Below are 21,565 nucleotides of genomic sequence, written 5' to 3' on the forward strand. Positions count from 1 at the left end.
GCGTGCGGTCTCCATCGTAGAAGCCAGAACGTGTCCACACGACTCTTGTCGGATCGTTCAACAATCCCCTACCTTGGCGTCACCGCACTCTCCGGAAAGCTCCTCCTCCCCCTCAGTGAGGTGCAGATGAGCACGACCCAGGCACAGCCGAAGCACGACGAGCTCCCCGAGGACACCGGCGCGTTGGCGTGGCTGCGCGCGCTCGGGCCGCGCGGTCGCCGTGCGTTCGGCGGCGCGTTCGGCGGCTACGCCCTCGATTCGTACGACTACTTCACGCTGCCGCTGAGCATGGTGGCGATCTCCGCCTACTTCAGCCTCGACAACGGACAAACTGGACTTCTCACCACCGTCACCCTGGTCGTCTCGGCCATAGGCGGCGCACTCGCCGGGATCCTCGCGGACCGCATCGGCCGGGTGAAGGCGCTGATGATCACCGTGATCACGTATGCCGTGTTCACGGTGCTGTGCGGCTTCGCACCCAACTACGAGACGCTGCTGGTCTTCCGTGCGCTGCAGGGACTCGGCTTCGGCGGCGAGTGGGCGGTCGGCGCCATCCTGGTCGCCGAGTACGCCACGGCCAAGCACCGGGGACGCACACTCGGGGCCGTGCAGAGCGCGTGGGCGGCGGGCTGGGCGCTCGCCGTCGTCGTCTACACGCTGGTCTTCCAGTTCCTCGACGCCGACACCGCGTGGCGCGTGATGTTCTGGACGGGCGCACTGCCCGCCCTGCTGGTGGTGTACGTACGCCGCAATGTCAGCGACGCCCCCGCGGCCGCCGAGCAGCGCCGCACCAGCGCCGAGCGAGGGTCGTTCACCACGATCTTCAAGAAGGACCTGCTGCGCACCACACTGTTCGCCACCCTGCTGTCCACCGGTGTTCAGGGCGGCTACTACACCCTCGCGACCTGGGTCCCCACGTATCTGAAGACCGAGCGCGAACTCACGGTCGTCGGCACCGGCGGGTATCTGACGTTCCTCATATCCGGGGCCTTCGTCGGATATCTGACCGGGGGCTATCTCACGGACAAGATCGGCCGGAAGAAGAACATCGCGCTCTTCGCGGTGCTGTCGGGCACCGGAATCCTCGCCTACACCAACATCCCGGCCGGGGCGAACGGTCTGCTGCTCGTCCTCGGCTTCCCGCTCGGCTTCTGCATGTCGGCCATCTTCAGCGGGTTCGGCTCCTTCCTCAGCGAGCTGTACCCGACGGCCGTGCGCGGCACCGGTCAGGGCTTCACTTACAACAGCGGCCGCGCGGTGGGCGCCTTCCTGCCCACGCTCGTCGGTTTCCTGTCCGACAGCTGGGGAGTGGGCGGCGCGCTCGTTCTCGGCGCCCTCGGCTACGGTCTCGCCGTGCTGGCTCTGCTCGGCCTGCCGGAGACGCGCGACCGCGAACTTCTCTGACCGGCCCGGCACCGGCCGGACTCCGTAAGGGACGGACTCCGCAAGGAACTTGGAGGTACTGCGGTGACCTGGGCGTCCATCGATCTCAACGCCGACCTGGGCGAGGGCTTCGGCAACTGGCGGCTGACCGACGACAAGCAACTGCTGTCCGTCGTCACCAGTGCCAACGTCGCCTGCGGTTTCCACGCCGGGGACGCGGTCACCATGCGCCGCGTCTGCGACCTGGCAGCCGAGCGCGGGGTGCGGATCGGCGCCCAGGTCTCCTACCGCGATCTGGCGGGTTTCGGACGGCGTTCCATGGACGTCCCGTCCGAAGAGCTGGCCGCGGAGACCGCCTATCAGATCGGCGCGCTGCAGATCTTCGCGCGGGCGGCGGGCTCCCGTGTCTCGTACGTCAAGCCGCACGGCGCGCTCTACAACCGAGTCGTGCACGACGAGGAGCAGGCGGCGGCGGTCGTCGACGGCGTGCTGCTGTCGGGCGAGCGGCTGCCCCTGCTCGGCCTGCCGGGCTCCCAGCTGCACACCATGGCGGAGAAGGCCGGTCTCCCCGTGATCACCGAGGCGTTCGCCGACCGCGCGTACACGGCGCAGGGCACGCTCGTGCCGCGTGCAGAGAGCGGCGCCGTGATCAGCGACCCGGCCGCCGTCGTCGAACGGTCCGTGAGCATGGCTCGCTTCGGGGTCGTCACGTCCCGGTGCGGACGCTCGGTCGCGGTGCGGGCCCGCTCGCTGTGCCTGCACGGGGACACCCCGGGCGCCGTGGCGCTGGCACGCAAGGTGCGCGAACAACTGGAAGGCGTGGGCGTCCGTGTGGAGGCCTTCGTATGAGCGGCCCTGCCCGGAGGGTTCTGCCGGTCGGCGAGCGGGCGCTGCTCGTCGAGACCGGGGACGGCGAGGAGGCGGGCGCGCTCCACGCCGAACTGCTGCGCCGGCGCGCCGCGGGCGTCCTGCCGCGCGTCGACGAGATCGTGCCCGCCGCGCGGACCGTACTACTGGACGGGCTCGACGATCCGCGGCGCTTCGCACAGGAGATCGTGTCGTGGGTGGTCCCGCCGCTCGCCACGTGTGCGGACAACTCCGTCGAGATACCGGTGCGTTACGACGGGCCCGACCTGGCGGAGGTGGCGGCCCTGTGGCAGGTGACCGCGGACGAGGCCGTACGGATCCACTCGTCGCTCGAGTTCCGGGTCGCCTTCTGCGGGTTCGCGCCGGGGTTCGGCTATCTGACAGGACTGCCGCAGCGCTACGCCGTTCCGCGCAGGTCCACGCCCCGTACCGCCGTGCCCGCGGGCTCCCTCGCGCTGGCCGGCCCGTACACAGGTGTCTATCCACGCTCGTCCCCCGGCGGCTGGCAACTGGTCGGCACCACGGACGCCGTGCTGTGGGACCCGGCGAGGGAGCCCGCGGCGCTGCTGTCGCCGGGGACCCGGGTCCGGTTCGTCCCGGAGGGCCGATGACCGATCTCGCACTCGCGGTCGTACGGCCCGGGGCGCTGACCACGGTGCAGGACGCCGGGCGGCCGGGGCACGCGCACCTCGGGGTGCCGCGTTCGGGCGCTCTCGACCTGCCGGCGGCCCGGCTCGCCAACCGCCTGGTCGGCAATCCGGAGGGCGCCGCGGTCCTGGAGACGACGCTCGACGGCTGCGCCGTACGGCCGCGTTGTGCCGTGACCGTCGCCGTCGGTGGGGCGCACAGCCCGGTCACCGTCGACGGCAGGCCCGCCCCCTGGGGCGCGCCGCTGCGTGTCCCGGCCGGGGCGGTACTGGAGGTGGGTCCCGCAGTGCGGGGCGTGCGCGGTTACATGGCCTTCGCCGGCGGCATCACCGTCGACCCGGTACTGGGCAGCCGCTCCACCGATCTGCTGTCGGGGATCGGGCCCGCCCCCCTGTCGGCCGGTGCGGTGCTGCCCCTCGGGCCTCCCGCACAGCCGCCGGCCCGGGTGGACGTCCAAGTGCCCTGGCCCGCGCTCCCGGCCGAACTGGTGCTGCGAGTACGGCTCGGCCCCCGCGACGACTGGTTCACGGACACCGCGCTGCGCACCCTCGCCCGCGGTGTCTTCCGGGTGTCGTCGGCGAGCAACCGCATCGGGCTGCGCACGGACGGGCCGCCGCTCGAACGGGCGGGGTCGCGTGAGCTGCCGAGCGAGGGCATGGTGCTGGGCGCGGTGCAGGTGCCCCCGGACGGCCGCCCGGTCGTCTTTCTCGCCGACCATCCCACCACCGGTGGCTATCCCGTGGTGGGCGTCGTCGACGGGCGCGATCTGCCCGCGGCGGCACAGGCCGTGCCCGGTACCGCGGTGCGCTTCGTGACGGTTCGCTGATCACGGCTGTGGCGTGCCGTAGTCACCGGCCCCCGGCGTGGGCTGCGGCGTGCCGTAGCCACCGCCCCCCGGCGTGCTCACGACCAGTACGTCGCCGGGCCCGACGTCGACGGAGTCGACGCCGTCGAGGCGGTGCACGCTGCCGTCCGCCCGCTCCACCCGGTTCTCGCCCAGGGCACCCGGCGCGCCGCCCGCCATCCCGTACGGCGTGATGCGCCGGTGACCGGTCAGCAGCGCCACCGTCATCGGCTCCAGGAAGCGGATCCGCCGTACGACGCCGCAGCCGCCGTGCCACCGTCCGCGCCCCCCGCTGCCCGTACGTACGACGAAGGAGTCGACGCGGACCGGATAGCGCCACTCGAGCACCTCGGGGTCGGTGAGGCGCGAGTTGGTCATATGGGTCTGCACGGCGTCCGCGCCGTCGAAACCGTCACCGGCGCCGGAACCGCTCGCCACGGTCTCGTAGTACTGCACGCGGTCGTTGCCGAACGTCACGTTGTTCATCGTCCCCGAGCCCTCGGCCTGCACCCCGAGGGCCGCGTACAGCGCTCCTGTGACGGCCTGCGAGGTCTCGACGTTGCCCGCGACCGTGGCCGCCGGGTGCACGGGTGCGAGCATCGAGCCCGCCGGTACACGCACCTCCAAAGGCGCCAGGCAGCCGCTGTTGAGGGGGATGTCGTCGGCCACGAGGGTTCTGAACACGTAGAGCACCGCGGCCATTACCACGGAGGTGGGTGCGTTGGCGTTGCCGGGCTGCTGGGGCGAGGTGCCGGTGAAGTCGACGACCGCTTCGCGGCGTTCGCGGTCCACCCGCACGGCCACCTGGATGACAGCGCCGTTGTCGGTCTCGTACCTGCATTGCCCGTCCTCCAGTGTGGCGACGATCCGGCGCACCGACTCCTCGGCGTTGTCGCGGACGTGGCGCATGTACGCCTGGACGACACCGAGACCGAACTGGCCGACCATGCGGCGCAGTTCGGTGATCGCCTTCTCGTTGGCGGCGATCTGCGCCTTCAGGTCGGCGATGTTGATGTCCGGGGCGCGGGACGGGTACCGGGCGCCGGTGAGCAGCCGCCGGGTCTCGTCCTCGCGCAGCCGCCCGTCCCGTACGAGAAGCCAGTTGTCGAAGAGGACGCCTTCCTCCTCGATGTCGGTGCTGAACGCGGGCATGGAGCCGGGGGTGATGCCGCCGATCTCGGCGTGGTGGCCGCGCGAGGCGACGAGGAAACGCAGTTCGCCGTCTTCGAAAACGGGGGTCACGACGGTGACGTCGGGCAGATGCGTACCGCCGTGGTACGGGTCGTTGACCGCGTAGACGTCACCCGGTCGCAGCTCGCCCTCGTCACGGCGGCGGCGCAGCACCTCCTTGATGGACTCGCCCATCGAGCCCAAGTGGACCGGGATGTGTGGTGCGTTGGCGATCAGATTGCCGTCGGCGTCGAAGAGGGCGCAGGAGAAGTCGAGCCGCTCCTTGATGTTGACGGAGTGGGCGGTGTTCTCCAGCCGCACGCCCATCTGCTCGGCGATGGCCATGAAGAGGTTGTTGAACACCTCCAGCAGCACCGGGTCGACGTCGGTGCCGACGGCGACCCGGGTGGGCCGGGGGCGCACCCGCGTCACCAGCAGGTGCCCGGTCGCGCTCGCCGTGGCCTGCCAACCGGGGTCGACGACGGTGGTGGCGTCGGGCTCCGCGACGATCGCGGGGCCGGTCACCTCGTGGCCGGGCCGCAGATCGCCCCGCCGGTACAGCGGCACCTCCTGCTGCTCTCCCCCGACGAACATCGACACGCGATCGAGCGGCCGCGACTCGGCCTGCGTGCCCGGCTCCTCGACGACGGCGGCGTCGTGGTCGCTCGCGGTGCCCATCGCCTCGACGGACACCGCCTCCACCACGACCGGCTTGTCCATGGTGAAGGCGTAACGGGCGCGGTGGGCGGACTCGAAGGCCTGGCGCATGGCGGGGGCGGAGTCCAGCGGTACGGGCAGACTCGCGTCGGTGCCCGCATAGCGCAGCAGCACCCTCGCGCGCGTGGTGATCGCGGCGTCGGGGATGGCGTCGGCGCGCAGCTCGGCGCGGGTGCGGGAGGCCAGCTCGCCGCAGAGGCCACGGACGCGGACGATGCTCTGCTCGTCGAGTTCGGCCTCCACGGACTGCTCGCGCATGGCGGTCGCGTCGGCGAGGCCGATCCCGTAGGCGGACAGTACGCCCGCGAGCGGCGGCACGATCACGGTGTCGATGGCGAGGGCGTCGGCCACGGCGCAGGCGTGCTGACCGCCGGCGCCGCCGAACGACGTGAGCGCGTAGCGGGTGACGTCGTGGCCGCGCTGGACGGAGATCTTCTTGACGGCGTTCGCCATGTTCAGGACGGCGATCTCCAGGAATCCGGCCGCCGCCTCTTCGGGAGTGCGCCGATTCCCGGTCTCCCGGGCGATCTCTTCGGCCAGTTCGCCGAAGCGTTCGCGTACGGTGCGGTCGTCCAGGGGTTCGTTGCCTTCCGGGCCGAACACCTCCGGAAAGTACGCGGGCTGGATACGGCCGAGCATCACATTGGCGTCGGTGACGGTGAGCGGGCCGCCGCGCCGGTAGCAGGCGGGGCCGGGCACAGCGCCCGCGGAGTCGGGACCCACGCGGTAGCGGCGCCCGTCGAAGTGGAGCACGGAGCCGCCGCCGGCGGCGACGGTGTGGATGCTCATCATCGGCGCGCGCATCCGGACACCCGCCACCTGGGTGCCGAGTTCGCGCTCGAACTCGCCCGCGTAGTGCGAGACGTCGGTGGACGTGCCGCCCATGTCGAAACCGATGACCTTCTCGAAGCCGGCCCGGCGGGAGGAGCGGGCCATTCCGACGACGCCACCGGCCGGGCCCGACAACACGGCGTCCTTGCCGCGGAAGTGTGTCGCCTCGCGCAGACCGCCGTTGGACTGCATGAACATCAGGCGGATTCCGGCGAGGTCGGCGGCGACCTCGTCGACGTACCGCTGGAGGATCGGGGAGAGATAGGCGTCCACCACGGTGGTGTCACCGCGGGGCACCAGCTTGATCAGCGGGCTCACCTCGTGGGAGCAGCTGACCTGGGTGAAGCCCAGGGCGCGTGCCGTCTCGGCGATGCGCCGCTCGTGGTCGGGGTGGCGGTAGCCGTGCATCAGGACGACGGCGGCGCTCGAGATGCCGTCGGCGCGTACGCCCTCCAGCCGCTCGGACACGGCCGCCAGGTCCAGGGGGCGTACGACCTCGCCGTGGGCGTCGAGGCGTTCGGGAACCTCGATCACCCGGTCGTACACGGCCTCCGGCAGCACGATGTGGCGGTCGAAAAGGCGGGGCCGGTTCTGGTAGGCGATGCGCAGGGCGTCGCGGAAGCCTTCGGTGATGACGAGCACGGTCGGCTCACCGCGCCGCTCCAGAAGGGCGTTGGTGGCGACGGTCGTGCCCATCTTGACCGAGGCGACGAGGTCGGCCGGTACGGGCCGGTCCGCGGCCGTGCCCATCAGCAGCCTGATGCCGGCGACGGCGGCGTCGCGGTAGCGCCCGGGGTTGTGCGAGAGGAGCTTGCGGGTCACGAGCCGCCCGTCGGGGCGCCGGCCCACGACGTCGGTGAACGTGCCGCCACGGTCGATCCAGAACTCCCAGCGCCCGGTCATTCCCCCATTCTTGCCCCGATCCGGGCGCCGGGAACGGTCGGCGTCACCGCCGCGAGCGCGGCGGACAGGGCCAGCTCCGCGCTGCGGTCCAGGCGTGCGCTGGTGCCACGGGCCCAGTGGTGCACCTCGTCCCCCGCGAGGCGCAGCAGTTGCGGCAGCAGGTCCGTGCAGCGCCGTGCCACCCAGCCGGTGCCGGCCGTGGCCAGCCACAACAGCGCTGCGGCACGGGTCGGGTGGGGCTGGTCGGGCTCGGCGTCGGGTGCGGTGCCGTGGGCCAGGCCGCGGGCGGCGAGCAATGCGTGGAAGCGCCGGGCGAGCATGCGGTGTCCGCGCTCCCCCGGGTGCAGGCGGTCGGTGCTCCACATGGCCCGGTCCTGCACCCACGGGGCGTTGGCGGCGTGCAGGTGGACGGTGCCGTACCGGTCGGACAGCACATGGACGACGGCGTTCACGGCCCGCTGCCGCCGGGCCAGCGGCCGCGCGAGCGGGGCCGGCAGCCCGAACATGGCGCCGGGGTCGGGCAGGCACGCCGTCAGCAGTACGGTCCCGCGGGCGGCGAGCGCGGAGCAGACGTCGTCGAGGCAGCGGGCGAGGTCGGCTATGTCGAACGTGCGGCGCAGCGTGTCGTTCACCCCCACCACGACGGACGCGATGTCGGGCGCGAACGCGAGGGCCGTCGGCGCCTGGAACTCGGCGACGTCCTTGCTGAGGGCGCCGCTGACGGCGAGATTGCGGAAGTCGACCGGCGCGGCTTCGCTGCCGACCCCGTCGGCGAGCAGCGCGGCCCATCCACGCCAGGCGCCCCCGACGGGGTCGCCCACCCCTGCGGTGAGCGAGTCGCCGAGGGCGGCAAACCGCACCGGGCGGGTGGCTGTCGAGGGCGGCGTCGGCGTCCCCGTCCGGGTGCGTCTCGTTCCCGGTTCGGCGGCCACGCACGCGGACGCCTCCGTCGCTCCCCCGATCGCCTCCGTGGGTGCTTCCGGCGCCGGCATCAGCGGCCTCCCGGCTCGGACGCCCGGCCGGCGACCGGCAGAGCTTCATGGGCGGCCAGGAACGCATTCACCGAGCGCTGCCAGTCGAAGAGTTCGGCGCGGGCCCGCGCCGCTTCACGGCGAGCGCCCTCCGGGCGGGAAAGCACGTCCAGGACGCCACCGGCGAAGTCCTCCGCGGTGTCGGCCGCCGCCACGCCCGCGTCGCCCACCACCTCGGGCAGCGCCGACGACGCGCTGACCACAACCGGCGTGCCGCAGGCGAGCGCCTCGAGGGCGGAGAGGCCGAAGGTCTCGGCGGGACCGGGTGCCAGGCACACGTCGGCCGCCGCCTGCAGGTCGGCCACCGCCTCACGGTCGGGGAGGTGGCCGAGGAACTCCACGGGCAACCGTTCCGCGCGCCCCCTGCGCACGAGCGACCCCTTCAGGGGGCCGTCGCCCGCGACGACCAGAGACGCCCGCAGACCGCGTTCGCGCAGCGCGGCGAGCGCGTCCAGGGCGGTACCGGGGCGCTTCTCCACCGACAGGCGGGAGCAGAGCAGCAGGAGCACGTCGGCTCCGGCCGCGTACCGCGCGCGCAGCCGCATGCTCCGGCGGGCCGGCCGGCAGCGCCGGAGGTCGACGCCGAGCGGGGCTCGCACGATGTTGCGCGCCCCGATGCGTACGAACTCGCGCTCCGCCCACTCCGTCGTGCACACGATCTGTGAATAGGTCCAGGCGCTGCGCCGGTTGAGCCGGTCGGCGGTACGGGCGGCGACCGCCTCCGAGAGCCCCCAGGTGCGCAGCACTCCGTCCGCCGTCTCGTGGGAGACCATCACCGAGGGGATCCGCCTGCGCCGTGCCCACTCTCCGGTCCAGCGCAGGGTGGTGCGGTCGGAGACCTCGAGGCGATCGGGCGCCAGCTCGTCCAGAACCTCCCGCAGCCGCCGCCGGCCGGCCAGCACCCGGTACCCGCCCGTACCGGGGATCTCGGGTCCGGGCAGGGTGATGACGCGGCCCTGGTCGGTGACCCGGTCGCTCTCCCCGTCGCCCGGGACGACGAGCACGGGCTCGTGGCCCGCGGCCAGGTAGCCGCGGCCGAGTTCCGCGAGCGCGGTGCGCAGCCCGCCGGAGGAGGGGGTGACGAAGTTCGCCAGCCGTACGATGCGCAGACCACGCTCCCCGCTCATGCCGCCACCGCCGTACGCGCGCCGAGCACATCGGCATAGTGGTCCAGCAGCATGTCCCCGACCGCGGCCCAGGTACGGCCCTCCACGGCGGCGAGCCCGGCCCGCCCGTAGGCGGTCCGCAGAGCACGGTCACCGGCGAGCACGTCGACCGCTGTCCGTACGGCGTCGGCGCTGTGGGGCTCAACCAGCAGTCCTGTGCGGCCGTGGTCGACGAGGTCGAGCGGGCCCCCCGCGGCAGGGGCGATCACCGGCAGTCCGCTGGCCATGGCTTCCTGCACGGTCTGGCAGAACGTCTCGTAGGGGCCGGTGTGCGCGAAGACGTCCAGGGAGGCGAAGATCCGGGCGAGGTCGTCGCCGGTCCTGCGGCCGAGAAACACTGCCCCCGGCAGGGCGCCGCGCAGCGACGTCTCGCTGGGGCCGTCACCGACGACGACCACCCGGACGCCGGGCTTCGCGCACAACCCGGCGAGCAGCTCGACGTGCTTCTCGGGGGCGAGCCTGCCGACGTATCCGACGATCAGTTCGCCGCCGGGAGCCAGAGTCCGCCGCAATGCGTCGTCGCGCAGCTCCGGCCGGAAGCGTGTGGTCTCGACCCCGCGCGGCCACAGCCGCACCCGCTCGACGCCGTGCTCCTCGAGGTCACGCCGCGCTGCTGTGGAGGGGGCGAGTGTCCGGTCGGCGGCGCTGTGCACGGCCCGGATGCGCCGCCAGGCCGCGCCTTCGCCCGCTCCGACGTAGGTACGCGCGTATCCGGCCAGGTCGGTCTGGTAGACGGCGACGGCGGGCAGCCCGAGCCGTGCCGCGGCCGCCATGCCGCGTACCCCGAGCACGAAGGGGCTGGCGAGGTGGACGAGATCGGCCCGGTGCGCGGTGATGGCGGCCGCGACCCTGCGGCTGGGCAGGGCGACGCGCACCTGTGGATAGCCGGGCAGCGGCAGTGAAGGCACGCGCACGACCGGGCAGGGGGCGTCGGCGTCGAAGCTGTCGGCCCCGGCCACGGCCGGGGCGATGACGAGCGGTTCATGACCGCGGGCGGCGAGATGCCGTGCGGTCTGCTGGGCGCAGTGCGCCACACCATTGACGTCTGGCGGAAAGGATTCGGTGACGATGACGACACGCATACCCGTGTTGTCGTCGGGCCCGGAGTGGCTGCGCCAACGTGGATCTTTCCGTACGCGGAACGTCCCGTGAGCGTTTGTGGCCGGGCGGGCCCCCAACCGGCGTCAACCACCGCCGAACGTCCTGAATCGTCCATCGGGGCCGTCGGCCGCCCTGCCGGCGGTCCGGCGGGGCTTCTCGGACCGCTGGGGGTTCTCGGACTGTCGTCGATCCGCTTCGGGCGGCGTCGGGCTCCCGACCGTCACAGCCCCGACCGGTCCGGGCCGATACGGCTCCGCACCGCGGTCTGCACCTCGGCCTCCTCCGCCGGGTCGGCGGCGAGCCGGCGCAGCCGCTCGGCGACGCGCACATCACCGGTCTCCGCGTGCAGAGCGGCGACTTCTCTCGTGGTTTCCTCGCAGTCCCACAGGCATTCGACGGCGAAGCCGGTGGGGAAGGACGGGTCGGTGGCGGCGAGCGCCCGGGCGGCGCGGCCCCGCAGATGCGAGGAGGCCGTCTCCCGGTAGACATGGCGCAGGACGGGGGCGGCGCAGGCGATGCCGAGGCGGCCCGCTCCGTCGACGAGGGTCCACAACAGGGGGGCGTCGGGTCCGTCCGCACGCACGGTCTCGCGGAGCGCGCCGAGCACCAGTTGCGCGTCGCCGGCTCCGCCGCGGCAGGCGAGTACGCCGGCCGCGGAGGCGCCGAGGGCGTCGGGACGGTGCACCCAGCTGCGTGCCCGGTCCACGGCCGGCTCGCCGCACATCCGCTCGAACGCGGCGACTGCCGCGTCGGCGACGGGCCGGGGGCCGGAGGTCACCGCGGTCTCGATCAGGTCGAGGACAACGGGGTCGCGCGACTCGGCGAGGTAGTGCAGAGCGGCGGAGCGTGCGCCGTCGGATCCGGTGCGGGCGGCCTCGACAATGGTGGGCCGGTCCTCCGGTCCCGCCACAGCGGTCAGGCAGCGGGCTGCCGGAACGTGCAGGGCGCTGCCGCGCTCCAGGCCCTGGTCGGCCCAGTCGAGGACCGCCTGGACGCTCCAGCCGGGCCGGGGCCCTGAGGGGCGCATCTGACGCTGCCAGCGGTCGAAGGAACCCGCCTCCTGGGCGGCCCTGATCCTGGCGCCGACGGTTTCACGTCCGTCCTCCGCCCACAGCCGCCAGGGGCGCGGCTCGAAGGAGTCGCGTACGGCCGTGGCCAGCTCTGCCTCGCCTTCCGGGGTGGCGGGGAATCTGGCGAGGATCGGGCCGGCCAGTGCGCGTAGTCCCGCGTCGTCGTCCCGCAGGGCGAGTTCGTCGAGCGCCCAGGCCCAGTTGGCGCCGTGTGTCGCGTACCGCCGCAACAGAGCGAGCGCGTCGCCCCTGCCGTAGGAGGCGAGATGCCCGAGCACCGCCAGGGCGAGACCGGTACGGCACTCGTCCGTGTCGATGTGGTCGTCGGCATCGCACAGATGCCGTTCGATCTCCTCGAGGCTGCCGTGGAGATCGAGGTAGAGGCGGGCGTAGTAGAGGGAGCGGTTCTCGACCTGCCAGTCGTGGCGGGGGTCGTTGAGCACGCAGTGGTTGAGGGCGGCGAGCGCTTCGGCTCGCGGGGCGGCGAGCGCGTGCAGCGTGCCGTCGCCGCGGCCCCTCTGCAGCAGGCCGAGCAGGGTGCCGCTCGGCGCTATGACTGGATCGAACATGGGGAATGCCTCACATCAAGCTGTCGACGCGACCGGGAAGTGGAGTGCCTAGGCCGCGCAGCAGCATGTAGGGCCGCCCGTCGTCGTACGCGTCTTCCGCTTGTTGTAGAGCATCTTCCTCTGCCTCTCTTCGGTGGCCCCAGGGGAGACTCCCGGTTGATGTCGTCCGGGATGGGGCTGACGTCATGATGACCCACCCATTTCGCCACCGCGACCACATTTACGGCGCCCCCCGCGGCGACCTCTTCCTTGCTGCGCGGGCGCTGCCCGCGGAGCGCTCAGCGGCCCTCGAACAGCTCCAGAAGTTCCGCCTTCCCGAACATCCGCGCGGTATCCGCCGCGGACGGGGTGCCTGCCTGCGGGTCGGCGCCACCGGCGAGGAGAGCTCGGATGACGGCGTCCTCACCCTTGAAGACGGCACCGGCGAGAGGCGTCTGGCCGCGGTCGTTGGCCCTGTTCGGCTCCGCGCCGCGCGCCAGGAGCGCCTCCACAGTGTCGGCGTGGCCGTGGTAGGCGGCGAGCATCACGAGCGTGTCGCCCTTGTCGTTGGTCAGGTCGGCCGGGACGCCCGCGTCGACGTAAGCGGCCAGAGCGTCGGCCTCCCCTTGACGCGCCAGGTCGAAGACCTTGGTCGCGAGTTCGATCACCTCGGAGTCCGGGACCTCACTCATGGGACGTACCGCCTTTCACCACTTGACCTGGGGCGCACGGCAGGAGCAGCCGTACGAGTGAATCGACAGGGTACTGCCCGGCGGCCGACATGACGCGGCGCGTCGGCGGCAAAGGATCACGTCGCGGGGGCACTGTGCCCTGCGGTCCTGCCCTCTGCCCGCTGCGCAACGACCGACTGTCCGCCAGTGCAGTGAAATGCCGAACAGTTCACCCATATGCACCTTTTATCGCATAGATACTTCCTGTGAGCCTGGAACAACTCAAGGTGACTGTCCCCTCACCCAGGAGAACTCCAATGATTCTGTCCATGTCAGGCGTCGTGCTCCTCGGCATCATCGTCTTCCTCTTCTTCAGGAAGGACGGCCTGAAGGCCTCGCACGCGTTCGTCTCCGCGCTCTTCGGCTTCTTCCTCGCGGGCACCGCGATCGCCCCCAGCATCCAGGCAGGCACGACGAGCCTGGCCGGACTGCTGGGCGGGATCAAGTTCTGACCGTCCGCCCCCTTCAGCACCCCAGGAGACGATGTGGCCCGGCGTCCACTCCCCCGCATTCTGAGCAGCGGCAGCACGCAGATCGCCCGCAGCCGAGCGATCGCGCGCACGGCCGCCGACAGCGCCACAGACGTCCTCCATCCGCTGATCACGGTCTCCCGTGGTCTGCGGAAGCTGGCGGGAGTGGCACGGCAGAAGTGGGCAGGCACGCCCAAGGAGCGGCGCGGTCCCGCCCTGTTCTTCGTCGCCGCCTGTGTCCTGGTGGTCGCGCTCATCCCATACGGGCCGCTGCTCGCCCTGATCACGGTGATGGCCGCGGCCGCCTGGCAGGGGCGGGTCAGGGTGCCCGTCAAGACGGGTCCCGACGAGGCGGAGGCGGGGCGGCTGCAGGCGCTCTACGAAGCGCTGATCCCGTACTTCTCCATCGCCGAGGACCCGGCCCCGCTCTTCGCCCACGGCGGGGAGTGGAGCAAGGCCTTCACCGAGTACGAGTTCGACGACAGCGGCCGTCTCACCCGGCTCCGCGTCAAGTACCCCGCCTACTTCACCGACGGGGAGACCGCCGCCCGGGCGCGGATCGAGCAGCTGCTGCACGCGAAGTCCGGGCGCGGGCGGGAGTACCTCTTCACCTGGGACGAGGAGGGCAACGAACTCGTCATGAGCGTGCTGCCCGCCCTGTCCACCGCCATCGCCGCCCAGCGTTTCGTCACCGTCCCCGGTGAGACCGTGCTGGGCTTCACCGACGCCGACGCGGTCCAGCGCACGGTGCCGGTGATCCGGGGCGACGAGATCGTCCAGGCACCCCCGGTCGTCTGGCGCACCGGACTTCGCTCCACCGAGCCGCACCTGCTGGTCGTCGGGGAACCCGGCAGCGGCACCACGACCCTCCTCCGCTCCATCGCCCTGCAGGCGCTGCAGCACGGGGACGTACTGATCGTGGAAGGCAGCGGCACCGGTGAGTACGCCTGCCTCACCGGGCGCACCGGCGTCCTCGCCGTCGAGTGCGGACTGGCCGGCGCGCTCGCCAGCCTCGAGTGGGCCGCGCACGAGACCGAGCGGCGGCTCATCGCCGCCAACCGCGCCCGGCAGGCGGGGCAACCCGCGCCCGAGGACACCAAACGGCCCCTGTGGATCCTCATGGACCGGCCCAGCGTCTTCGGGCACCTGGCCGCCGCCGACGGACATATGGACCCCCAGGAGCTGCTCTCCGTACCGCTGCGGCACGGGCGGGCGGCGCACGTCACGGTGGTCGTCGCCGAGCAGTTCGACAGCGTCGGCGCGCTCAGCGAGGCGGTACGGACGCACACCCGGGCCCGGGTGACGCTCGGCCCGGCCGGCTTCCCGGAGGTCGCATCGGTGCTCGGGGAGGCACCCCGCACCACGCCGACGACCGACGTGCCGCCTGGGCGGGGGTACGCTCGGCTCGGTACGGGGCCGGTCCTGCGCCTCCAAGTCCCCGCGACGCCGGACCCGTTCGACGACGCGACGACGGAGGCCCACCGCCAGGCGGTCCTGGCGGTGCTGCCGCCCGACCCCGGCGCCGCGGAACCCCAAGCCGCGGCCACGGCTCCGGACCTGCCCGGCATGCCGGCGAAACCGGCCACCCCACCGACGGTTCCTCTGCGCGGAACCGGCTGACCCGCAGCTGCGCATGGCCCGGCCGGGGACGTGACGGTCCCCGTGCCGGGCCTCGGCGTTTCCGGATTCGGCCGGGCCTGCCCTCTGGCCCCTGGCCCGGAGGTACCCCCCGATCCCCGACCCTCACTGGCCCGGCGAGAACCATCCGGTCGTCCAGCCGCTTGCGCCCACGCAACGAAGCCGCACGGCGGACGAATGAAATCCCGTTCCCGGCGGACAGTTCATGCCGGCGTATCCCCGGACCGTGATCCACCAGGCCAGGTCACCTGGCGGCAGGCTCTATGCAGAGGGGCGGCTGACCACGTTGATGTTGAACGCGTGAGAACCCAGACCGCCGGCGATGCCCATGAAGAGCAGGGCGAAGTGTTCCTGTCCGCGTGCTGTGGTGATGCCGCCGATGTCCAGCTGGGACGACGGGGGCCAGCCGAGGTCGGTGAGCAGTCGGCCGGTGGTCGATTTGGCTCCGGCGTCGTCGCCGGAGAGGAAGACGGTGCTCGGGCCGTCCAGACGGTCCGGGGCGATCATCACCGTGGAGTCCATGGTGCACAGCGTCTTCACGACGGGGGTCAGGGGGAAGGCTTCCTGGATCTGTTCCGCCAGGCTGCTGTTGGGGTGCGAGAGCTCCGTGAAGTCGTCGGAAAGGCCGACCCCGACGTCGATCATCAGGGTGCCGGCCAGCGCCGGTGCCCCGATGGAGTGCAGCAGTTCCACCGAGACGGTTCCCGGGGTGGCGTTGACGAGTACCTCCGCGTGGGCGGCCGTTTCGTTCAGACTCGCTACGGGGAGACCGAGGTCTGTCCGATCTTTGGGCTGACGTGAACCGAGGAGCACGTCGTGCCCTGCGGCCTTCCAGCCGTGGGCCAGTGCTCGAGCGACGTTGCCGGTGCCGAGTAGTCCGATACGCATGGTGGGACGCTAGCTGTTTGTCGGGGCGCGGCGAATCGGACCTGTGGCCCAGGTGGACCGGCACCAAAGACCTAGGCCAGGGGCGCTCCGGGGTGCTCCGGCAGACACGGCGCACTCCTCCCGCGCCTCCCGTACCCCCTGTGCCGTCGGAGCATCAGGGCGGTCGTCCCCCGGCCCGCCTACCAGACAGCCGAGCGCGAACGGCGCGGCCGAGCCGGCAGCCTTCGAGCCTCACAGGCTCGCAGGGGCGCGGCCCTGCCACTCGACACAACAGAACCGCCACCGTCTACAGGCCGCACGGCACGTCGCGGGCATCTTCATCCGGTCAGCACGATGGCCCAGCGGAAACCGCCTAGGCCACGAATGTGCGGGGCGTCTCCGTGGACGTCGAAGCGCCCGTTGTGACCAGGCGCGCCGCCGCCGCCAGCCGGGCTGCTGCCTCTTCGGCCACCGGGCCGCCCACCGTGAACGGCAGCCGCACATACCCTTCGAACGCGCCGTCGACGCCGAAGCGCGGGCCCGACGGCACGCGGACGCCCACGCGCTCGCCAACCTCCGCGAGGCGGGAGCCCGAGAGGCCACCTGTGCGCACCCACAGGGTGAGGCCGCCGCGGGGGACGTCGAATTCCCAGGTCGGCAATTCCTTGCGCACCGCCGCGACGAGTGCGTCGCGGTTCTCGCGTGCCTGGTCGCGGCGGACGGCGACGGCCTCCTTCCAACCCCCCGTCCGCATCAGCCAGTTGATCGCGAGCTGCTCCAGGACGGGCGTGCCGAGGTCGGCGTAGGCGCGGGCGGCGACGAGGGAGCGGATGACGTCGGGGGCGGCGCGGACCCAGCCGATCCGCATGCCCGCCCAGAAGGCCTTGCTGGCGGAGCCGACGGTCAGGACGGTGGAGCCGGCGGGATCGAAGGCGCAGACGGGCCGGGGCATTTCGATGGCGGCGTCCAGGTGCAGCTCGGACATGGTCTCGTCGACGACGAGGACCGTGCCGGCCGAACGGGCCGCCTCTACGAGGGCGCGGCGCTGGGACTCGTCCGCGAGCGCGCCGGTGGGGTTGTGGAAGTCGGCGACCACGTACGCGAGGCGCGGCGCGGAGTCGCGCAGCACCTGGCGCCAGCGGTTGAGGTCCCAGCCGGTCAGACCCTCGGCCATGACCACGGGCACGAGCCGTGCGCCCGCTTCGCGCATCAGCTGGAGGATGTTGGCGTACGAGGGGGATTCGACGGCGATGCGCTCGCCGCGGCCGGCGAAGAGGTGGCAGATCGCGTCGATCGCGCCCATCGCCCCGGTGGTGACCATGATCTGTTCCGGCATGGTCGGGATGCCGCGCTCCGTGTAGCGGTCGGCGAGCATCTGGCGCAGGGCGGGCAGCCCGGCCGGGTAGTCGCCGTGGGTGTGGGCGTACGGTGGCAGCTCCTCGAGGGCGCCCTGGACGGACCGGGTGAGCCACGGTTCCGGTGCCGGCAGTGCCGCGCAGCCCAGGTCGATCATGGAGCCGAGCGACTCGGGGGGCAGGGGCTCGAGGCCACGGGCGGGCAGAGGGTTGCCCGCGGGGACGGCGGTCCAGCTGCCGGCACCGCGGCGGGACTCGAGGAAGCCTTCCGAACGCAGTGCCTCGTACGCGGCGGCGACGGTGGTGCGGCTGACGGCGAGCGACAGCGCGAGTTCACGTTCTGCGGGCAGTCGCGCCGCGACCGGCACGCGGCCTTCCAGGACGAGCAGCCGAATGCCGTCGGCGAGCGCCCGGTAGGCGGGCGGCTTGCGGGTGCCGGGGCCGGCGGGGCGCGGCTGCTGCGAGGTGAGCTGACGGGCGAGCTGAGACGCTCCCACCGCAGAGGTCCACTGCGTCATGGAAATCAGTCCACCTTCCCCGAATTGGCCATGGTTGCCGATTGTTCCATAGCCACAGAGTGGCACGCATCAGTCCACCCACACCAGACAGGGGGCGCCATCGTGTCCGCGCAACTCACCCGCCGACTGCTGCAGCTGTACGTCGGCCTCGCGCTGTACGGAGTGAGCTCCGCGCTCCTGGTGCGCGCGGGGCTGGGGCTCGAGCCCTGGGGAGTGCTGCATCAGGGGCTGGCCGAGTTGACCGGACTGACGATCGGCGTGGTGTCGATCATCGTGGGCGCCGTGGTGCTGCTGCTGTGGATTCCGATCAGGCAGCGGCCCGGGCTCGGCACCGTCTCCAACGTGTTCGTCATCGGCATCGCGATGGACGCCACACTGGCGCTGGTGCCGGAGGTGCGAGGGCTCGCGGGGCAGATCCCGCTGATGGTCACGGGCATCGTGCTCAACGGCATGGCGACGGGCCTGTACATCGCGGCGCGCTTCGGCCCCGGCCCCCGGGACGGTCTGATGACCGGCCTGCACCGGCTCACGGGCCGGTCGATCCGCCTGGTGCGCACGGCGATCGAGGTGGCCGTCGTGGTGACCGGTTTCGCGCTCGGCGGCTCCGTGGGCGTGGGGACGGTGGCCTACGCGCTGGCGATCGGGCCGCTGGCACAGCTGTTCCTGCGGCTGTTCGCCGTCCCAGAGGGGGCTGGTCGCAGCACCGTGGTGGCCGGGAGGTCACCTGGGCGCGCGATACTTCGACCGTGACCCGCATACGCCACCCGTACCTGGACCACCCGTCGACGCTCGCCTTCGCCCACCGCGGCGGAGCGGCCGACGGCATCGAGAACACGGCGGCAGCCTTCCGGCGTGCCGCCGATGCCGGTTACCGCTACTTCGAGACCGACGTGCACACGACGGCCGACGGCCGGCTGGTGGCGTTCCACGACACGACGCTGGACCGGGTGACCGATGCGCGGGGCCGCATCGGGGCTCTGCCGTGGAGCGAGGTACAAAAGGCACGGGTGGCAGGCCGGGAGCCGCTGTCGCTGTTCGAGGAGCTGCTGGAGGAGTTTCCTCGGGCCCGGTGGAACGTGGACCTGAAGGCGGAGTCGGCGCTGGTGCCGCTCGTGGAGCTGATCCGCCGGACGGACAGCTGGGACCGGGTGTGCGTCGGGTCGTTCTCCGAGGGGCGGGTGGCGCGCGCGATGCGCCTCGGGGGCCCCCGACTGGCGACCTCCTACGGGGTGCGCGGCGTCCTCGGTCTGCGGCTCGGGTCGTACGGAATACCTGCGGCGGTGCGCAGCGGCGCGGTCTGCGCACAGGTGCCGGAGACGCAGGGCGGTATCCGTGTGGTGGACCGGCGGTTCGTCCGGGCGGCTCACGCACGGGGCCTGCAGGTCCATGTGTGGACGGTGAACGACGCCGATCGAATGGCCGCGCTCCTGGACCTTGGCGTGGATGGCATCATGACCGATCATCTGGAGACGTTGCGCACCGTGCTGAGTGACCGGGGCGTGTGGGGCTGATCCGGCGCGTCTGCGACGGCACGAACAAGGGGGCGCGGGGGTGACGGCCGACACCGCGGACCGCACTGGCGGCACGGGCGAGGACGAGGGTGCGGGTGCCCGCAGACGTGAGCAACGAGGTTGGTACTTCTACGACTTCGCGTGCTCCGTCTATTCGACGAGCGTTTTGACGGTGTTCCTCGGGCCGTATCTGACGTCGGTGGCGAAGGCCGCGGCGGACACCGAGGGCTTCGTGCATCCGCTGGGCATACCGGTGCGGGCCGGGTCGGTCTTCCCGTATGCCGTGTCGATCTCCGTGGTGCTCGCGGTGCTGATCATGCCCCTCGCGGGGGCGGCGGCGGACCGGTCCGGCCGCAAGAAGCCTCTGCTCGCCGTCGCGGCGTACCTGGGGGCGGCGGCGACGACGGGGATGTTCTTCCTGGACGGCGACCGTTATCTGCTGGGCGCGCTGCTGCTGATCGTGGCGAACGCGTCGCTGGCCGTCTCGATGGCCCTCTACAACGCGTATCTGCCGCAGATCGCGGACCCGGACGAGCGGGACGCGGTGTCCTCGCGGGGCTGGGCCTTCGGCTACACATCGGGCGCCCTGGTGCTGCTGCTGAATCTCGCCGTCTACTCGGGCCATGATTCCTTCGGCCTCTCGGAGTCCGACGCGGTCCGCATCTGCCTGGCCTCTGCGGGTGTGTGGTGGGGCGCCTTCACCCTGATTCCGCTGCGGCGGTTGCGGGACCGCCGGATCGCGCCTGTCGGCGAGGGCGGAGTCGGGGCGGGATGGAACCAGCTCAGGGCAACGCTGCGCGACATGCGGCGCCATCCTCTGACGCTGTCGTTCCTGCTGGCCTATCTCGTCTACAACGACGGGGTGCAGACGGTCATCTCGCAGGCCTCCGTCTACGGTTCCGAGGAGCTGGGTCTGGACCAGACGACCCTGATCACCGCTGTGCTGCTGGTGCAGGTGCTCGCCGTGGCGGGTGCGCTGCTGATGGGGCGGCTGGCCCGTACGTACGGGGCGAAGCGCACGATCCTCGGCTCGCTCGCCGTCTGGACGTCGATCCTCGCGGCGGGGTACTTCCTGCCCGCCGGCGAGCCGGTCTGGTTCTACTGCCTTGCGGCCGGAATCGGACTTGTCCTCGGCGGCAGCCAGGCGCTGTCGCGCTCGCTGTTCTCTCATCTCGTGCCGCGAGGCAAGGAGGCGGAGTACTTCTCCGCGTACGAGATGAGCGACCGGGGCCTGAGCTGGCTGGGGCCGCTCGTCTTCGGGCTGGCGTATCAGATCACGGGCAGCTACCGGGACGCGATCATCTCGTTGGTGATCTTCTTCGTGCTGGGATTCGTGCTGCTCGCGAGGGTTCCGGTGAGGCGTGCGGTGGCTGCCGCGGGGAACCCGGTCCCGGAGCGGATTTAGACGCCTGAGTGAAAGGCCGGTAGTGTACGCCTTTGGCTTGCCAGGCGGACCGTTACTGCGTGCTTGAATAGTGAAATCAGTGGGTGACACTTTCGGTCAGATGTGACAAACCGGGCACTGGTGGGTACCCCAACCAATGGCAAAGCAGCGGCACGACGGGCGACGCATGACCCGGAACGGGAATCTTTACCGCCGACCGGACGTTGACCGGATGACGACGACAGCGACACCTGTCCTGTGGGCGACAAGCCCGGGAGGCACGATTCATGAGTGAGCGAGCTCTCCGCGGCACGCGACTTGTGGTTACCAGCTACGAGACGGACCGCGGCATCGACCTGGCCCCGCGCCAGGCGGTGGAGTACGCATGCCAGAACGGACATCGTTTTGAGATGCCGTTCTCGGTCGAGGCGGAGATTCCGCCGGAGTGGGAGTGCAAGGCGTGCGGCGCCCAGGCACTCCTCGTTGACGGGGACGGCCCCGAAGAGAAGAAGGGCAAGCCGGCGCGCACGCACTGGGACATGCTCATGGAGCGGCGTACCCGCGAGGAGCTCGAGGAAGTGCTGGCCGAGCGGCTGGCGGTCCTTCGCTCCGGCGCCATGAACATCGCGGTGCACCCGCGAGACAGCCGGAAGTCCGCGTAGCGCGCGCAAGCGCGCGAAGCGAGGCACGACACGACGAGAGCCGCGGGGGGGGGCCCCGCCGCAGGCGGGGGGGAGCCGGCCGGAGACAAAGGGGGCAGCCCCCACAAGAGCGCGGCCGGGGGGGGGGGGGGGGGTGGTTGTCAGGGGGCG

General features: G+C 71.9%; 18 protein-coding genes. 10 read left to right on the forward strand and 8 right to left on the reverse strand.

The genetic code is table 11. The features are described from left to right. Positions 1-126 precede the first annotated feature (126 nt). The 4 genes from ACIQ7Q_RS27965 (at position 127) to ACIQ7Q_RS27980 (ending at position 3,724) form a co-directional block, all read left to right on the forward strand. Positions 127-1,404, forward strand: coding sequence for an MFS transporter (locus ACIQ7Q_RS27965; RefSeq protein WP_403867821.1), 1,278 nt, complete (start codon positions 127-129; stop codon positions 1,402-1,404). 63 nt (positions 1,405-1,467) lie between these two features. Next, positions 1,468-2,232 (forward strand): LamB/YcsF family protein, encoded by a 765-nt coding sequence (locus tag ACIQ7Q_RS27970; protein ID WP_403867824.1) that lies wholly within the window; start codon positions 1,468-1,470, stop codon positions 2,230-2,232. Further along, a complete protein-coding gene (pxpB, locus tag ACIQ7Q_RS27975; RefSeq protein ID WP_403867827.1) occupies positions 2,229-2,861 on the forward strand; it encodes a 5-oxoprolinase subunit PxpB in 633 nt (210 codons plus the stop codon). Before ACIQ7Q_RS27970 ends, pxpB begins: the two co-directional genes overlap by 4 nt. Next, the gene (locus ACIQ7Q_RS27980; RefSeq protein WP_403867830.1) at positions 2,858-3,724 is read left to right on the forward strand and encodes a biotin-dependent carboxyltransferase family protein; all 867 of its coding nucleotides are present in this window, start codon (positions 2,858-2,860) and stop codon (positions 3,722-3,724) included. Before pxpB ends, ACIQ7Q_RS27980 begins: the two co-directional genes overlap by 4 nt. On the opposite strand, the gene ACIQ7Q_RS27985 is transcribed toward ACIQ7Q_RS27980, so the two are convergent. The 6 genes from ACIQ7Q_RS27985 to ACIQ7Q_RS28010 all read right to left on the reverse strand — a co-directional run bounded on the left by ACIQ7Q_RS27985 (position 3,725) and on the right by ACIQ7Q_RS28010 (position 12,971). Further along, on the reverse strand, positions 3,725-7,363 hold the full coding sequence (locus ACIQ7Q_RS27985) for a hydantoinase B/oxoprolinase family protein (protein ID WP_403867833.1): 3,639 nt from the start codon (positions 7,361-7,363) through the stop codon (positions 3,725-3,727). It abuts the gene before it with no gap. Then, positions 7,360-8,355 carry an SGNH/GDSL hydrolase family protein gene (locus tag ACIQ7Q_RS27990; RefSeq protein WP_403867836.1) on the reverse strand — a complete coding sequence of 332 codons (996 nt, stop codon included), beginning with the start codon at positions 8,353-8,355 and terminating at the stop codon, positions 7,360-7,362. Before ACIQ7Q_RS27990 ends, ACIQ7Q_RS27985 begins: the two co-directional genes overlap by 4 nt. Next, positions 8,355-9,521, reverse strand: a complete 1,167-nt coding sequence (locus ACIQ7Q_RS27995) for a glycosyltransferase (RefSeq protein ID WP_403867840.1) — start codon at positions 9,519-9,521, stop codon at positions 8,355-8,357. The genes ACIQ7Q_RS27990 and ACIQ7Q_RS27995 overlap by 1 nt, the downstream gene beginning before the upstream one ends. Beyond that, positions 9,518-10,642, reverse strand: a complete 1,125-nt coding sequence (locus ACIQ7Q_RS28000; protein WP_403867843.1) for a glycosyltransferase family 4 protein — start codon at positions 10,640-10,642, stop codon at positions 9,518-9,520. The genes ACIQ7Q_RS27995 and ACIQ7Q_RS28000 overlap by 4 nt, the downstream gene beginning before the upstream one ends. Before the next feature lie 239 nt (positions 10,643-10,881). Next, the gene (locus tag ACIQ7Q_RS28005) at positions 10,882-12,300 is read right to left on the reverse strand and encodes a HEAT repeat domain-containing protein (protein WP_403867846.1); all 1,419 of its coding nucleotides are present in this window, start codon (positions 12,298-12,300) and stop codon (positions 10,882-10,884) included. A gap of 278 nt (positions 12,301-12,578) precedes the next feature. After that, positions 12,579-12,971: an ankyrin repeat domain-containing protein gene (locus tag ACIQ7Q_RS28010; RefSeq protein ID WP_403867849.1), complete on the reverse strand. Its 393-nt coding sequence runs from the start codon at positions 12,969-12,971 to the stop codon at positions 12,579-12,581. Between the two features lie 296 nt (positions 12,972-13,267). On the opposite strand from ACIQ7Q_RS28010, the gene ACIQ7Q_RS28015 reads away from it, so the two are divergent. Both ACIQ7Q_RS28015 and ACIQ7Q_RS28020 read left to right on the forward strand, forming a co-directional pair. Continuing rightward, positions 13,268-13,462: a hypothetical protein gene (locus ACIQ7Q_RS28015; protein WP_100106149.1), complete on the forward strand. Its 195-nt coding sequence runs from the start codon at positions 13,268-13,270 to the stop codon at positions 13,460-13,462. 33 nt (positions 13,463-13,495) lie between these two features. Beyond that, positions 13,496-15,100 carry a hypothetical protein gene (locus ACIQ7Q_RS28020; RefSeq protein WP_403867852.1) on the forward strand — a complete coding sequence of 535 codons (1,605 nt, stop codon included), beginning with the start codon at positions 13,496-13,498 and terminating at the stop codon, positions 15,098-15,100. A 279-nt stretch (positions 15,101-15,379) separates the two neighbouring features. Here ACIQ7Q_RS28020 and ACIQ7Q_RS28025 read toward each other — a convergent pair whose 3' ends face one another. Both ACIQ7Q_RS28025 and ACIQ7Q_RS28030 read right to left on the reverse strand, forming a co-directional pair. Next, positions 15,380-16,006 carry an NADPH-dependent F420 reductase gene (locus tag ACIQ7Q_RS28025; protein WP_403867855.1) on the reverse strand — a complete coding sequence of 209 codons (627 nt, stop codon included), beginning with the start codon at positions 16,004-16,006 and terminating at the stop codon, positions 15,380-15,382. Between the two features lie 352 nt (positions 16,007-16,358). Then, positions 16,359-17,858 carry a PLP-dependent aminotransferase family protein gene (locus tag ACIQ7Q_RS28030; RefSeq protein ID WP_403867858.1) on the reverse strand — a complete coding sequence of 500 codons (1,500 nt, stop codon included), beginning with the start codon at positions 17,856-17,858 and terminating at the stop codon, positions 16,359-16,361. A 102-nt stretch (positions 17,859-17,960) separates the two neighbouring features. On the opposite strand from ACIQ7Q_RS28030, the gene ACIQ7Q_RS28035 reads away from it, so the two are divergent. The 4 genes from ACIQ7Q_RS28035 (at position 17,961) to ACIQ7Q_RS28050 (ending at position 21,415) form a co-directional block, all read left to right on the forward strand. After that, a complete protein-coding gene (locus ACIQ7Q_RS28035) occupies positions 17,961-18,608 on the forward strand; it encodes a YitT family protein (RefSeq protein WP_403867861.1) in 648 nt (215 codons plus the stop codon). Further along, complete coding sequence (locus ACIQ7Q_RS28040) at positions 18,605-19,369, forward strand: glycerophosphodiester phosphodiesterase family protein (protein ID WP_403867864.1); 765 nt, start codon at positions 18,605-18,607, stop codon at positions 19,367-19,369. The genes ACIQ7Q_RS28035 and ACIQ7Q_RS28040 overlap by 4 nt, the downstream gene beginning before the upstream one ends. A gap of 40 nt (positions 19,370-19,409) precedes the next feature. Then, entirely contained in the window at positions 19,410-20,774 is a 1,365-nt protein-coding gene (locus ACIQ7Q_RS28045) for an MFS transporter (RefSeq protein ID WP_403867867.1), read from the forward strand. Between the two features lie 266 nt (positions 20,775-21,040). Beyond that, positions 21,041-21,415, forward strand: coding sequence for an RNA polymerase-binding protein RbpA (locus ACIQ7Q_RS28050; RefSeq protein WP_003959706.1), 375 nt, complete (start codon positions 21,041-21,043; stop codon positions 21,413-21,415). Positions 21,416-21,565 lie beyond the last annotated feature (150 nt).

The sequence above is a fragment of the Streptomyces sp. NPDC096176 genome (genome assembly GCF_044763255.1).
Lineage (GTDB): Bacteria > Actinomycetota > Actinomycetes > Streptomycetales > Streptomycetaceae > Streptomyces.